The organism is Flavobacterium sp. CR10 (genome assembly GCF_055814415.1).
The window spans coordinates 2,345,019-2,359,671 of record NZ_CP185985.1; the positions used below are offsets into that span (position 1 = coordinate 2,345,019).

The following is a 14,653-nucleotide window of genomic DNA, read 5'->3' on the forward strand; positions in this document are numbered from 1 at the left end:
TTATTTTTGCTTTTGAGCAGGTAAAAACCGCTCAGAGATTTTCTGAATTAGTTGTGAAATAGGAGTTGTAATCGCATCAAAATTAATTAATCCATTATCGTTTGTAGCGCGATAGGTTAATAAAACTGCTAGCGGAGAGAGGACAAAAGACGACATCCATGATCCCATAAATGGAGTCATACCGCCTTCTTGAGATAGCCTTTTCCCGAATGTATTGATGAAATGGAAAGTAATAAAGATTAAAACGGCAAATACAATTGGAAGCCCAAGTCCTCCTTTTCTAATAATAGCGCCAAGTGGAGCTCCAATAAAGAACATTAAGAAACAAGCAAAAGCAATAACGAATTTCTCGTATAAGGCATTATAGTGTTTGTTGATTTCTCGTTCCTTATCTTTTAAATCTTTCTGCGTAGTTTCTATAGAATAAATATTGCTGGTGATATTGCTTCCAGCCATTTTTAAAATATCAACTTTATCTTTGTTAGAATAAATAGACAAAACATCGTTTGGTATAGGTTTCTTCTTGATGTTTTTTTGAGTATTTCCAGGGAATCTTTTAATTCCAACTCGCTGATTAATGTTCTCAGAAAAAGAAACAATTTCGTTATCTAAATTTTTGTTCAATGAATCTAAAGTATAGCGTAGCTCATTAACATTCAGCATTCCATTTGTTCCTGCAATACTTTCTTTGCTATCATCAACTTTGTTTAGTTCAGATAAATCGATATTGATAATCTGGGTTTTAAATTTTCCTTTTATAAAAGGCATTTTGGCGCGATCCTCATATTTTTTTGGAGTAACGTCTTGATAGTAATAACCGTCATTTAAGACCAGTTTTAAAATGCTAGATTTCTCATTGCTGACAAGTTCACCAGTTTTAGCTTTAATTACGGTTTTGTTTTCACCCATATTATTCGCTTTCTCATGAATTGTCACGCCGGTTAAATGATTGCCGTTTTCTCCAGTTTTTTTGTTTACCTTAATGTTGTAAGTGCCAACATCGTTAAACTGTCCTTCTGCAATAGCCATAGCTGGCTTAGCTTGAGCAATGTTTTTTCTAAAGTTGACAAACTTATATTCGGCATAAGGAATCACATTGTTGGCAAACCAAAAAGCAACAATACTTAAAACGAAAATAAAAATAATCAGTACTCTCATTGCTCTTTGCAGGGAGATTCCTGAAGATTTCATCGCTGCGAACTCATAATTTTCTGCCAAATTTCCGAAAGTCATAATGGATGCCAGTAAAACCGATAATGGAAGTACAAGCGGAATAATACGTGGCATAGAAAAAAGCAGGAATTTCACGACCAATATTAAGTCGAGATCTTTACCTGCTAGTTCTGAAATAAATAGCCATACTGTTTGCAGTATGAATATGAAAAATAAGATTACAAATACCGTGGTAAATGTAAGTAAGAATGTTTTTAATAAGTATTTGTCTAGAATTTTCAACCTTCTGATTAATCTAATTTATTGATGTAGTATTTCGGGTATTTACTCGCTACAAAGGTAAATTGATTTTTTGATAATGGCTGATTGGTTTTAAAAGAATTAACGGTTAAAGTTGTTTTTGTTCCGTTTTTTCCTGTTTCAATCAAATTGTAAATGTGTTTTGTCTGAACGTCAACACCTAACAAAATTTCTTTTCTTTGGTCTTTTCCACTAGTTGGAACTAATTTGATATATTGAATTTTTCTTCCTTTTACATTCTGAACAATGTCCATGTTGTATTTGTAGCCAGAATTGAAGAAGGTAAGCATTTTTGAAGGAGTGATTGCATTATCATCTTTCTCGTTTACTTTAGAAATAGTAACTTCTTCGTCTTCAGGAACAATAGTGTATGTTTTCTGGCCGTCAAAGATTTTAGTAACGCCCATAAAATTCAAAACATATTGATTTCCTTTCATAGTTACGTTTCCTTTACTGTCTTGATTGATGTTTTCTTTGGCATTATTCAAAGAATATTTAAAATCGATAACAATATTGTCGTAGCTTTTTATTTTAGAAGTTACTTCGTTCAATAAATCTTTCGCTTTTTTATCTTGAGCCTGAATAGAAGTGAAGCTCAAAAGCAATATAATTGCCATTTGAAAACACTTTTTAGTCATGTTTGTGATAGAATTGTTGTTGATTTCTTGAATTTTTGCTTTCATGATTGGATTAATTTTGTTCATTATTAAAAAATTGATCAAGAGCATTTAAATCTAAGATGTTTACACTGCGTGCTTTACTGCCTTCAAACGGACCAACAATACCTGCTGCCTCAAGTTGGTCGATCAAACGACCCGCTCTGTTGTATCCTAATTTTAATTTTCGTTGCAATAAAGAAGCAGAACCTTGCTGTGCATTGACAATTATCTCTGCCGCTTCTCTAAATAAAGTATCTCTTTCGGAAATATCTATATCAAGATTGATGCCACTTTCTTCTCCAACAAACTCTGGAAGCAAATAAGCTGTGGCATATGCTTTTTGTCCTCCAATAAAATCCGTAATTTTTTCTACCTCAGGAGTGTCAATGAAAGCACATTGCACACGAATTACATCGTTTCCATTCGTGTATAATAAATCTCCGCGTCCAATCAGCTGATCGGCTCCCTGAGTGTCCAAAATGGTTCTAGAGTCAATTTTTGAAGTTACTCTAAACGCAATTCTGGCAGGGAAATTGGCTTTGATTAAACCTGTTATAACGTTTACAGACGGTCTTTGTGTTGCAATAATTAAGTGGATACCAATAGCACGGGCTAATTGAGCCAAACGGGCAATCGGAACTTCAACTTCTTTTCCTGCAGTCATAATCAAATCGGCGAACTCATCGACAACTAAAACGATGTAAGGTAAAAATCGGTGCCCAGCTTCTGGATTTAATTTTCTAGACTTAAATTTTTCGTTGTATTCTTTAATATTACGAACCATCGCATCTTTTAGTAAAGAATAACGATTATCCATCTCCACACAAAGTGAGTTCAGAGTATTGACAACTTTAGCATTATCGGTAATAATAGCATCTTCTGTGTCAGGAAGTTTAGCTAGATAATGTCTTTCAATTTTATTGAAAAGCGTAAGCTCTACTTTTTTCGGATCGACCAAAACAAATTTGACTTCAGCTGGATGTTTTTTGTATAAAAGAGAAGTTAAAACGGCATTTAGTCCAACAGATTTTCCTTGTCCTGTTGCTCCAGCCATCAATAAGTGAGGCATTTTGGCAAGATCGACAACAAAAGTTTCGTTAGAAATAGTTTTTCCTAATGCAATTGGCAATTCCATTTCAGCTTCTTGGAACTTTGCCGCTCCAATAACACTTTTCATAGAAACCATAGTTGGGTTTTTGTTTGGAACCTCAATACCGATAGTACCTTTTCCTGGAATTGGCGCAATAATACGAATTCCTAGTGCTGATAATGACAGAGCAATATCGTCTTCTAAACTCTTAATTTTAGAAATTCTGATTCCTGCTTCTGGCACAATTTCATATAAAGTAACCGATGGTCCAACGGTTGCTTTAATCTGTGCAATTTCAATTTTGTAGTTTCGAAGTGTGTCTACAATTCTGTTTTTATTTTCTTCTAATTCTTCCTGATTAATTGTAATTCCGCCAGTCGAATATTCTTTTAATAAATCGATGGTTGGGAATTTATAATTGGATAAATCCAAAGTCGGATCAAATAATCCGAAATCGGCAACTAGGCGTGAAGCTAAGTTTTCTTCGAGAATATCTTCTTCTTCCGCTTTTTCTATTACGAAAGCTTCATCAGGAGAAACTAATGGCAATTCTTGTTTTGGAGCAATTGGCTTTAAAACCGGATTTAATTCAATTTCTGAAGCGTGAGAAATGGTTGGTTTTAAAGCTTCTTTATTAAGTTCAAACTGAGTGTCAACAGTCTTGATATGGATATTGTCCAATTCAGGATCTTCTTCTTCCTGTTTTTCTTCTACGACGGCAAATTCTTCTAAATTGTAAGCGCTTTCAGGCTGGTTTGCTGCTGGCTTTAAAGTGTCAAATTCTGATTTGAATTCTTTTTTAGTAGAATCAAAATACGATTGGATTTTTTCTGGAGATAATTTGATTTTGAAAATCAAATAGACAATCAAACCAAAAAGCAATGTAAGCAGAGTACCTGTTTTTCCGATGTAGTCTTGAAGGAATAAATTTAATTCGTAACCAATTGTCCCTCCTAATTCTGGTGCAGAAGTAGCAAAGAAACCAAATAGTACAGAAACAATTATAATGGCAAAAATATCCCAGAACCAAGTGTTTTTAAGCTTTTGAGTCGAAAGTTCCAGCGCTAAAAACATCCCGGTAAGGAAAAATAAACGTACGAAAATGAAAGAGGCAAGTCCAAAGCCTCTATAGATAATCAGATCGGCAAGATAAGCACCGAATTTTCCGAGCCAATTCTCTGCCAATTCAGAACGATCACCAAGCTGGTTTACAATACTTTGGTCGTTTTGCCATTGTCCGTTAACATAAAAAGAAATAAATGCGACTAATAATGCAATAGAAAAAAGAACCAAAAGACATCCTAAAACAAATTTTTGTTGTTTGGATATCTTAAATGATCTTTTATTTCCTTCTTGTTTATCGTTTTTTTTATCTACAGTTTCTTTTTTATTTTTTGCCATTCTTGCTTTTTCCTTTGCCTAAGTAAATTTTGGAATATAAATAATCAAGCCTATTGCGATTGCAGTCATTGCGGCAAAAAATACCGCTCCAGCAGCAATATCTTTAATAAATCCGATTCGTTTGCTGTAATCAGGATGGATAAAATCGGCAATTTTTTCAACTGCTGTATTTAGTCCTTCGATTGCTAAAACTAAACCGATTGCCATGGTTTGACAAAGCCATTCGGTTTGTGAAATATGAAAATAAAAACCTAAAATAGTCATTATGATTCCCAATGAAAATTGAACCATAATGCTGTGTTCTGTCTTAATTAATTTTACAGCGCCGTTAAAAGCATATGTCATGCTTTTTAAACGGCCTGTAACAAATGTATTATCTTTTTGAAACTCCATTTATTGGAAAATATTATAGTGCTGCTAAAGCTGCTTCGTAATTTGGTTCGTTTGCAATTTCTGCAACTTGTTCTGTGTGAACGATTTTTCCATCTGCATCAACAACAATGATTGCTCTTGAATGTAAACCTGCTAATGGCCCGTCAACAATCTCTAATCCGTTTGCTTTACCAAAAGCACCAGTTTGAAAATCCGATAAGTTTACAACATTTTCTAAACCTTCAGCACCGCAGAAACGTTTTTGAGCAAAAGGTAAATCTCTAGAAATACATAAAACAGTAGTGTTTTCTAATCCGCTAGCACTTGCATTGAATTTTCTAACAGATGCCGCACAAGTTCCTGTATCAACACTAGGAAAAATGTTTAAAACTAATTTTTTACCAGCAAAATTGCTTAAAGAAGCAACTGATAAATCGTTTTGAACTAATTTGAAGTCAGCTAATTGTGTTCCAACAGCTGGTAACTCGCCTGATGTATGAACTGGATTTCCTCCTAATGTGATAGATGCCATGATTTTTGTTTAAAATTAATGAGGCTCAAAAGTAAGGATTAATATTTGAATCTAAAAGTATTTGTTAAGGGTTTAAGGAGAGATTAAGATTGGTTTTTGGGGGCCACGAATTCATCAATTTATCTAATAATTTTAGATTTAGTACGCTTGTCAGGCTGAGCGGAGTCGAAGCCCGAGTACGGAGTTGCGCAATATAAATAGTTAGTCTTTGTAGAATTACTTTGCGTGGGCTTCGACTTCGCTCAGCCTGACAAAGATGGCGTTAACAGAGAGATTGAAAACGGCCACTGAGACTATAAACTAAAAAAAAAGCGTCCCTAAATTAGAAACGCTTTCTCAGCTTTGTTTTTTTATTTATTCTTGGGAGGAAGCCGATTTACTTATCGATTGAACCTAAAACACGTTTCATGAATGTGTTTAAAGCTTCTTTTTTATCTGTTCCTTGAGCAACCAATTTTTGTACTTCAAGGGCACCGTACATATTTGAAATCAATTCGCCGATTACATCTAATTCTTCGTCTTTTAGAGAAGGAATTTCGGTCATTGCTTCTAGAACTTCTATCGTTTCAATGATATAATCCTGATCGTTTTCTTCGATGAATTGCGTTAAATGCTTTATTACTGGTAATTTCATAATTTAGACTTCTTAGATTTTTAGACATTCTTAGACTTCTTAGACCTTTTTAGTTTGTAGACAATTTCTAAGAGGTCTAAAAATCTAAGCCAGTCTAATATCTAAATTTATGCAATTGCGTTTACAAGATCGATTAAAACTTCTTGTTTGTTGGTTTGCGTTTCGCCAACTAATTGTCCGTTTACGAAAGTTGCAAATGTTGGCAGGTTACTCACATTAGCTAATTTTCTAGACTCAGGAGAATTTTCTGCATCAACCAAAACAAAAGTGATAGCTTCATTTTCTGTTGCTAATTTTTTGAATTTTGGTTTCATAATACGGCAATTTCCACACCATGAAGCTGAATATTGCACCACTACTTTTTCGTTTTTAGCAACTAAATCTGCTAACGTATCTTCGTTTAAGTCGATTAACATAATTTTATTTTTTAGACACTAAGTTGCTAAGGTTCTAAGATGCTAAGTTTGCTCTAGAACCGAATAACTTTGTGTGGATTTATTTTGATTTTTTTAAGTCATTGAGATTCTAAGATCTAAGTTTGATCTTAGAATCTCTTGACTTTTATTGTAGAATTGTATTTAAGATTCAAAAGTTAAGTTTAAAAACTTAGCAACTTAGAACCTTAGTATCTTAGCAGCTTAATTAGCGCTTAAGTATTCAGCAGTACTTAATCTATCTGCAGTCATAGCTTCTTTACCAGCTTCCCAGTTTGCAGGACAAACTTCACCTTTAGTTTGGATGTGAGTGTAAGCGTCAACCATTCTTAAGTATTCACCTACGTTACGTCCTAATGGCATATCGTTTACACTTTCGTGGAAGATTTTTCCAGTTTCGTCAATTAGGTAAGTAGCTCTGTAAGTTACGTTTGAACCTTCAATGATAACTGAATCAGTATCTTCACTGTAGCTTGTAGATTCGATATCAAGAATACCTAAAATGTTAGCTAAGTTACGGTTAGTGTCAGCCAAGATTGGGTAAGTAACACCTTCGATTCCACCATTGTTTTTTGGAGTATTTAACCAAGCAAAGTGAACTTCGTTTGTGTCGCAAGAAGCACCAATTACGATAGTATTTCTTTTTTCGAATTCTGGTAATGCAGCTTGAAAGGCGTGTAATTCAGTTGGACATACAAAAGTAAAATCTTTTGGGTACCAAAATAAAAGTACTTTTTTATTGTTGTTTACTGCTTCTTCAAAAATGTTGATTTTTAAATTGTCACCCATTTCTGAGATAGCATCTACTGCAATACTTGGGAATTTTTTTCCTACTAAAGACATAATTTTCGTTTTACGTTAAATATTTATTTGCTGCAAAAGTAGGGCATAAGTACAGGTTCTTACAATAAGATGTGATTATAAAAATTTATAAGTTGATAAATTTTGGTTATTTTATGTTTTAACTTATTGAATGTCAATATTTACTGGCAGAACGCCATTGAAAATATTTTTTTCTAAAAATTGAACTCCTGCTGTTTTTTGAAACTCTTCAAAATCTTGGTACGCCTCAATTAATCCTGAAGCCTTTTTAAGATTCGGAATTAATGGTAAAGAATACGGATTTCCGAAAACGTAAACAATGCATTTTTTAGTTTGTAGCAAGTCAGAAAGCAAGTCTAAAACTTCATTGTCAATTTCGAAATTATTCAGCGGTTTTGCTTTTGGAACAAATAGTGAAATGATGATCGTTTCAAAATTTTCCAATTCTTTTTTAATAGATGAAATATCGGAAACTTCTAAATTTTCAAAAGCAAATTCCGGTGAAGGCAATTTTGAATTTAGAGTTTTGAAGAATGTATTTTCGGTATTTTTATATAAACTCAGTTTGGCTAATTTGTTGTTTTTCTGAGCTTCAAAAGCCAGTTCTGAACTTGAGTTGTCTATAATATTAGTAATGGCATTTTGAGCAATTTCAAGATTTAATTGAGATGTTTTTCCAAAATCTAATTCGCCCGAAACAGCTGTGTTTCCAGAAAGAATCCCAGCTTTTTCTTTGGCTTTCATAATTCGATTGTAGCTTTCTTCGATGCGGTCTGGCGAAGCGTTTTTATAAATCGCTTCAATTCCTTCGGGAACATTTTCGGCAAAACATAAAACATCGTTTCCAGCGTTAAAAGCTTCCCATTCTAATTGACCTTTTGTTTCGTATAATTTAGAAACGCTGTGCATATTTAGAGCATCAGAAATTACCAAACCATCATAACCTAATTTATCACGTAAAAGATCTTGAATAACTGCTTTTGATAATGTTGCAGAAGTATCTTTTTCGTCATTTAAACTCGGAACGGCTAAATGTCCGATCATAATCGAATCAACATTGTTCTCAATTCCTTTTATGAAAGGATATAATTCGTTATCCAATAATTCTTCCAAAGTTTCTTTTAAAACAGGCAATCCTAAATGTGAATCAACATTTGTATTTCCGTGTCCTGGAAAATGTTTCAAACAGCCTAAAACACCAACTTCTGACATTCCTTTTAAATATTCGATAGCAAAATCGGCTACTTTTTGTTTGTTTTCACCAAAAGAACGGTATCCAATAACAGGATTATTTGGATTATTGTTGATGTCTGCCAAAGGCGATAAATTGTACTGAATTCCTGCCGCTTTTAAATCCAATCCAATTTGTTTTCCAGTTTCGTAAACCAAATTGGCTTTGTTTTCTGGCAAAGCGCCAAGGGTAATAGCATACGGATATTGCGGTGTTTTTTCAATGCGCATTGCCAATCCCCATTCTGCATCAATACTGATTAAAAGTGGAGTAGAAGCAGCTTTTTGATAACGCACGATCAAAGCTTTGATTTTATCATAGCTGTCATCGTTAAAAACTACTTTTTTCTTGCTTTCGTAATTCGTTGCGGCGCTCGCACGGCTGTGAAAAAAGGTCAGTCCGCCAATATTATGTTCTTTTATAAGGCGTTCGGTTTCTTGAATATTTTCTTCGGTATCGTTTATGAATACTGCTGGAAAGAAAAATTGTCCTATTTTTTGTCGTAATGCTTCGGCTGTGATTTTCATTATTATAAAGTCTTTTTCATGCAAACACTATTATCCATTTTTTCGTAAGGCGGATAATTGGGAATTATGGTATAATTTAATTTTTGATATAAGTTAATCGCTTCTGGCTGATTTTTTCCCGTTTCTAAAATAGTATAAGTATAACCTACTTCTTTTGCCCAGATTTCAAGTGCTGCTAAAATGGCAGAAGCGATTCCTTTTTTTCTATGATCGGGATGAACGTACATTCGTTTAATTTCTGTCGTATCTGGTTCTTTTTCGCGAAAAGCGCCACAACCAACTGGAATTCCGTTTTCATAATACACGATTGTGTGTTTTATTTTATCGGTTTTATTAAACTGATTGTAAAACGCATGATCTTCGCCATCTCGAATTGCTAAATCTTGATCTAATAAAACAACCAGATTTACAAAATCGATATCGTCTGAATTCGTAGGTTTTAAAGTAGCCATGTCAAATAAATTTAGGTATCTTGTTTTTACCATTAAGGCATTAAGTTCAAAAGCTATGGCTTAATTGCTTAATCTATTCGAGATAAAAGAAAATTAAGCTTAGCACTTTAGTTTTAATTTATTTTCTTCTTTTCAACAAGAAAGTTCATAAAGCTTGGCTTAAATTACTTAATGTCTTAATGGTAAAAATTATTTTAACTTTGCTTTCTTTTGTTTAGCCAATTGTTTTTTAGTTTCAAGAGCTTTTTCTAATCGGTTTTTAAAACGGAAAAGTTTTGGCAATCCTTCCAATCGGTCTTCAATTGTGATGATTTCGTAAACCACAATAGCTTTTTCTAAAACCCGGATTTCATTGTCCAGATCGTTTTCGTTTTTGTAGATCGTTGCTAATCGATCGTAAGGATGATTTCCTTTAAAGCCTTCTGCAACATTTTCTTCATACAACTCAATCGCTTTTTCAAGATTTCCGTTTTTTTCGAACTCTGATCCTTTTAGATTTCGTTCGTTCTGCAAATTCTCATTGATTTCCATAGGTTAAAGTTTGATTTGGGATTAAACTTCTTCTGATTTCTTCCCAAAATCTTTTGGGAATATTAAAAAACGTGATAAAATAAGACCTGGAATTGTAGCTATTAAAACCCAAATAAAGAAGTTTCCGTAGCCTAAATATTTTTGAATGTAGCCACTTAACATTCCTGGCAGCATCATTCCCATTGCCATAAATCCTGTTGCCAATGCATAATGTGCCGTTTTTGATTCTCCTTCGGCAACATGGATTAAATACATCATAAATGCCGTAAAACCAAAACCATAACCAAATTGTTCTAAAATAACGACGATATAAATGTAATAAATTGATGTTGGGTGAAAAAATGCTAATAGAATAAAACCAATAATTGGCAAATGCATCGCTAAAAACATTGGAAACATCCATTTGGTAAGGCCATGTCTAGAAATGGCAATTCCTCCTAGAATTCCGCCCAGAGTCAATGCGGCAACTCCAAATGTTCCGTAAATAATTCCAACGGCTTCGGTGTCTAATCCCATTCCTCCAAGTTCTTTAGAATCTAATAAAAAAGGGCTTAACATTTTTAGCAATTGCGATTCTCCTAATCTGAAAACTAAAACAAAGGCAAGAATTAATCCGATTTGTTTTTTCTTGAAGAAATTGATAAATATGGTTCCAAAGTTTTGATGTGATGTTTCTTTACTGCTCTCTACAACATTGATTTCATTTTTTGGTGTAAAAATAAAATTGTAAGCGGTAATAAATGTCATCAATAAACCAACGCAAATCATGGTATACGACCAAGCTTTTGTATTGTCTCCAAATTTATGTTCTAAATATCCAGCAAAAAGAACCACCAATCCGTTTCCTGCGAGCATTGAAAGTCTGTAGAAAGTGCTTCTGATTCCGATAAAGAAAGACTGTTTGTCTTCTGGCAAAACCAATAAATAAAAGCCATCAGTAGCAATATCGTTAGATGCCGAAGCGAAAGCGGCAACCCAAAATATGGCTAAAGACATGATGAAAAATCCATTTGTTGGAATTACAAATCCGACCAGCAAAAAGGAAATCGAAATTATTAACTGCATCAATAAAAACCATTTTCTTTTGGTTCCGATCAATTCAATAAGCGGACTCCAAAGCGGTTTTACAACCCAGGGAAGATATAATAAACTGGTATAAACTCCGATGTCTTCATTTGAAATTCCTAGATTTTTGTACATAATTACCGAAACCGAAATAATTATGGCATACGGTAATCCAGATGCAAAATTAAGAAGCGGAATCCAGAACCAAGGTTTATTATCTGTTTTCATTAGGTTGATTTGGTGTATAGTTTTTAAATGGTTTTTTGAGGTCTATAGCTGTTGGTGTGCTTTCGTTGGCATAATAATCAATAAAAGTTACCGCACAGGCTTTGTAAAGATTTAGTTTGCCGGCGGCAATAGCAAAATTGATTTTGCCGTCAACTTCTTTTATGGTAACTTTTTCAATGATTTTTGTCGCATCGTTAATGTCGATTTTCGAAATATGTTCGCCTCCATAAACCACCATATAACGAACTTTTGTATTTAGCGGACTTTGGAATGTGAAATTATATTTAATGCTGTCTTTACTATATTCCAAAACTTTTGGAGTATCGATAATAACATGTTTTAAATTTGGAACCGCTGCAGGGAGTGCAGGATATTTATATTGATTTTCTTCTAAATGGCGAACCACATCAAAGTTTTTGCCCATAAACCATTTTGAACTGAAGTAAGCACTTCCAGAAACATTTTTAAAGGTTCTTAGGAAATCAATTTGAGTTGGAATTTCGGTCATATAATTCCAGCTTTTATCACCGTCGCCTCTAATTTTGTATGAAGCATGGCCGATGTAAATGGCAGTATTTGGATTAGCGTTTTCAGACCACCATTTTACCAACTTAGAATAAGAAGCTCTTGTATTGTTCATGCTCCAATATAATTGAGGCAAGATATAATCGATCCAGTTTTGGTCCATCCACAACATTGGATCTGCATATAAATCATCGTAATTAGAAGTAGATTGTGTTTCAGAACCCTTTGGGTCTTGAGATTTGTTTCGCCAAACTCCAAACGGACTAATTCCGAATTGAACCCACGGTTTACTTTCTTTTATAGTTACCGAAATTGAATGCACAAAGTTGCTCACATTTGCACGGCGCCAATCTGCAAGGCTTAAACCTGCACCATATTTTTTGTATGAAGCCGCATCATTAAAAACTTTTCCTGGAACAGCATACGGATAAAAATAGTCATCAAAATGAATCGCGTCGATATCATATTTGTCAACAACTTCTTTTACCACTTTTGTTAAATGCGCCTGAACTTCTGGCAAAGCAGGATCATAATAATATTTTCCGCCATATTCAATCATCCATTCTGGATGTTTAAAAAGATCATGATTTTGACTTAAAAGATTTTTGTTTAAATCGAAAGTCGCGCGATAAGGATTTAGCCAAGCGTGAAATTCGAATCCGCGGTTGTGAGCCTGCTCAATCATCCAAGCTAAAGTATCGTAATACGGATTTGGAGCCAAACCTTCTTTTCCTGTCAGAAATCTTGACCAAGGCGCAAATTCTGAAGGATAAATAGCATCTCCAACGCTTCTAATTTGGACGATTACAGCATTATAATTTAGTTTTTTGTAAGCTTCTAAAATTTCAAGATAATCAGCTTTTTCTTTCTCTACATTGTCTGTGCTTGTTTTTGGCCAGTCAATGTTTACTACAGTAGCAATCCAGACTCCTCTAAATTCATTTTTAGGATGCGTTATTTTTTCCTGTGAAAATGATTTCAATCCAAAGAAAAATAAAAGTAGGATAGAGTATAGTAAGTGCTGATTTTTATGCATTTCAAATGTTTATTTTAACAAGAACCAAAAATAGTTTTTTTCCGCCACGAATTCACGAATTATTTTTTTTAATGATTGCGTGTTTTTCTGCCACGAATTGTTTTTTTAGAATTGTGTATTTTTCCGCTAAGCATTGCTTCGCCTGTTCGCTGTCGCTCGAGTCACAAATTATTTTTTTTAAATGATTGAAAATAATCCAATCAGTATAATCCGTGTAATTAACCGTACTTATTTCGCATTGATTATAAATAAATTCGTGAATTCGTGGCTATCTTTTTTAATCAGGAAACGAAATCTTTCCCATTGTTACCGATGGAATTCCTTTGCTGTTTCCGAAATTGTAATTGCCTCCAGAAATAGTTTCATTGGCCAAAACGGCAAACAAAACTGCTTCTTTTGCATCGCCTGAAATTCCTAGAACGTCGCTTTTTTCAAATTTACAAGACAATAATTCCTGCAACCACTTCACCATTAACGGATTTCTCGCGCCACCGCCAGACATATAAACTGTAAACTCTCCGATTGGCGTTTTAGTATTTTCTACAACAAACAAAACCGCTTCGGCAATTGTTTCTGCGCTCAAGCGTGTTAAAGTGGCCAGCAAATCTGGTGCCGAAATATTCTGTAATCCTAATTTTACCAAAGCCGAATTCACAAATTCATGATTAAACAATTCCTGACCAATGGTTTTAGGAAAACTTTGTTTGAAAAAAGCATTGCTTTTTAGTTCGCTTAAAAGTGAATTATTTACCGTTCCCTTTTTAGCAATTTCAGCATCTTTATCGAAACTTTTTTCAGGGAAAAATTGTTTGGTGAAAATATCGATTAAAGTATTGGCTGTTCCCGTATCGGTTACAAAAACTTCTTCAGCATTTTGAGAAGCGGGTAAATAAGTAAAATTGGCGATTCCGCCCATGTTGAGCATAATTCGGTTTTCGCCTTTTTTGCTGAATAACAAATAATCTCCGTAAACCGCCAAAGGCGCGCCTTCGCCACCAGCTGCAACGTGTTTTTGTCTGAAATCAGACAATGTGATAATTCCTGTTTTTACCGCAATATGATCGCCATCGCCAATTTGCAAAGTGGCATTTGGAAATTTTTCCTGCTGATGTAAAAACTTTGGCGCGTGTAAAACCGTTTGTCCGTGCGAAGCAATCAAATCAACTTCGCTTGCAGGAATATTCCATTTAGAAAGACAATCGTTTATCATTCCTGAGTGCAGGTTTGCAATCCATTCGTTTAATAAAACCAAATGCTGAAAATCGATTGTTTTCTGAGCAAATACCTTTCTTATTTCGGTTTTAATATCGTCGTTGTAATCAACGGTTTCAAATTCTTGGATTTTAACAATTGTATTTCCGCCTTCTCCCGAAACTTCGCAAAGCGCCAAATCGAGTCCATCAAGAGAAGTTCCTGACATTAAACCTAATATTTTTCGAGTCTCTTTTTGAGCAATTTCGTAGAGAGCTTTTATATTTTTATTCATTTAAAATGAGATTTTTTAGAAGTCATTTATTGATAACGCTAAAATGGGATTATTTCAGATATAAATTTAGAAAATTGTGAGATTTTTGTTTTTGAAAGGAAAATTTAAAATTTGTATTGTTTTTCCTTTTATTTTATAATTCCTTTGGAATGTAT

General features: G+C 34.0%; 14 protein-coding genes. All 14 read right to left on the bottom strand.

Translation table 11 applies throughout. The features are described 5' to 3' along the window. Positions 1–1,455, bottom strand: coding sequence for an LptF/LptG family permease (locus ACNRYB_RS10425; protein WP_129748846.1), 1,455 nt, complete (start codon positions 1,453–1,455; stop codon positions 1–3). Positions 1,456–1,463: 8 nt separating this feature from the next. Beyond that, the gene (gene lolA1, locus ACNRYB_RS10430) at positions 1,464–2,090 is read right to left on the bottom strand and encodes an outer membrane lipoprotein periplasmic chaperone LolA1 (RefSeq protein ID WP_462676712.1); all 627 of its coding nucleotides are present in this window, start codon (positions 2,088–2,090) and stop codon (positions 1,464–1,466) included. Positions 2,091–2,163: 73 nt separating this feature from the next. Then, complete coding sequence (locus ACNRYB_RS10435; RefSeq protein WP_473730007.1) at positions 2,164–4,623, bottom strand: FtsK/SpoIIIE family DNA translocase; 2,460 nt, start codon at positions 4,621–4,623, stop codon at positions 2,164–2,166. Positions 4,624–4,641: 18 nt separating this feature from the next. Then, positions 4,642–5,016 carry a diacylglycerol kinase family protein gene (locus ACNRYB_RS10440; RefSeq protein ID WP_343707761.1) on the bottom strand — a complete coding sequence of 125 codons (375 nt, stop codon included), beginning with the start codon at positions 5,014–5,016 and terminating at the stop codon, positions 4,642–4,644. A 13-nt stretch (positions 5,017–5,029) separates the two neighbouring features. Then, positions 5,030–5,527, bottom strand: coding sequence for a thiol peroxidase (tpx, locus tag ACNRYB_RS10445; RefSeq protein ID WP_343707762.1), 498 nt, complete (start codon positions 5,525–5,527; stop codon positions 5,030–5,032). Positions 5,528–5,903: 376 nt separating this feature from the next. Next, complete coding sequence (locus tag ACNRYB_RS10450) at positions 5,904–6,161, bottom strand: DUF6952 family protein (protein WP_008462029.1); 258 nt, start codon at positions 6,159–6,161, stop codon at positions 5,904–5,906. A 107-nt stretch (positions 6,162–6,268) separates the two neighbouring features. After that, positions 6,269–6,577: a thioredoxin family protein gene (locus ACNRYB_RS10455; protein ID WP_007805605.1), complete on the bottom strand. Its 309-nt coding sequence runs from the start codon at positions 6,575–6,577 to the stop codon at positions 6,269–6,271. Between the two features lie 222 nt (positions 6,578–6,799). Beyond that, complete coding sequence (locus ACNRYB_RS10460; RefSeq protein ID WP_473730008.1) at positions 6,800–7,438, bottom strand: peroxiredoxin; 639 nt, start codon at positions 7,436–7,438, stop codon at positions 6,800–6,802. A gap of 123 nt (positions 7,439–7,561) precedes the next feature. Then, positions 7,562–9,175, bottom strand: coding sequence for a glycoside hydrolase family 3 protein (locus ACNRYB_RS10465; RefSeq protein WP_473730009.1), 1,614 nt, complete (start codon positions 9,173–9,175; stop codon positions 7,562–7,564). 2 nt (positions 9,176–9,177) lie between these two features. Beyond that, a complete protein-coding gene (locus ACNRYB_RS10470; RefSeq protein ID WP_473730010.1) occupies positions 9,178–9,627 on the bottom strand; it encodes a GNAT family N-acetyltransferase in 450 nt (149 codons plus the stop codon). A 189-nt stretch (positions 9,628–9,816) separates the two neighbouring features. Then, positions 9,817–10,158, bottom strand: a complete 342-nt coding sequence (locus tag ACNRYB_RS10475) for a tetratricopeptide repeat protein (RefSeq protein ID WP_008462036.1) — start codon at positions 10,156–10,158, stop codon at positions 9,817–9,819. Between the two features lie 21 nt (positions 10,159–10,179). Further along, positions 10,180–11,451: an MFS transporter gene (locus ACNRYB_RS10480; protein WP_129748840.1), complete on the bottom strand. Its 1,272-nt coding sequence runs from the start codon at positions 11,449–11,451 to the stop codon at positions 10,180–10,182. Further along, positions 11,438–13,012 carry a glycoside hydrolase family 10-like protein gene (locus ACNRYB_RS10485; RefSeq protein WP_473730011.1) on the bottom strand — a complete coding sequence of 525 codons (1,575 nt, stop codon included), beginning with the start codon at positions 13,010–13,012 and terminating at the stop codon, positions 11,438–11,440. The genes ACNRYB_RS10480 and ACNRYB_RS10485 overlap by 14 nt, the downstream gene beginning before the upstream one ends. 277 nt (positions 13,013–13,289) lie before the next feature. Beyond that, entirely contained in the window at positions 13,290–14,498 is a 1,209-nt protein-coding gene (locus ACNRYB_RS10490; RefSeq protein ID WP_473730012.1) for an anhydro-N-acetylmuramic acid kinase, read from the bottom strand. Between the last annotated feature and the right edge of the window lie 155 nt (positions 14,499–14,653).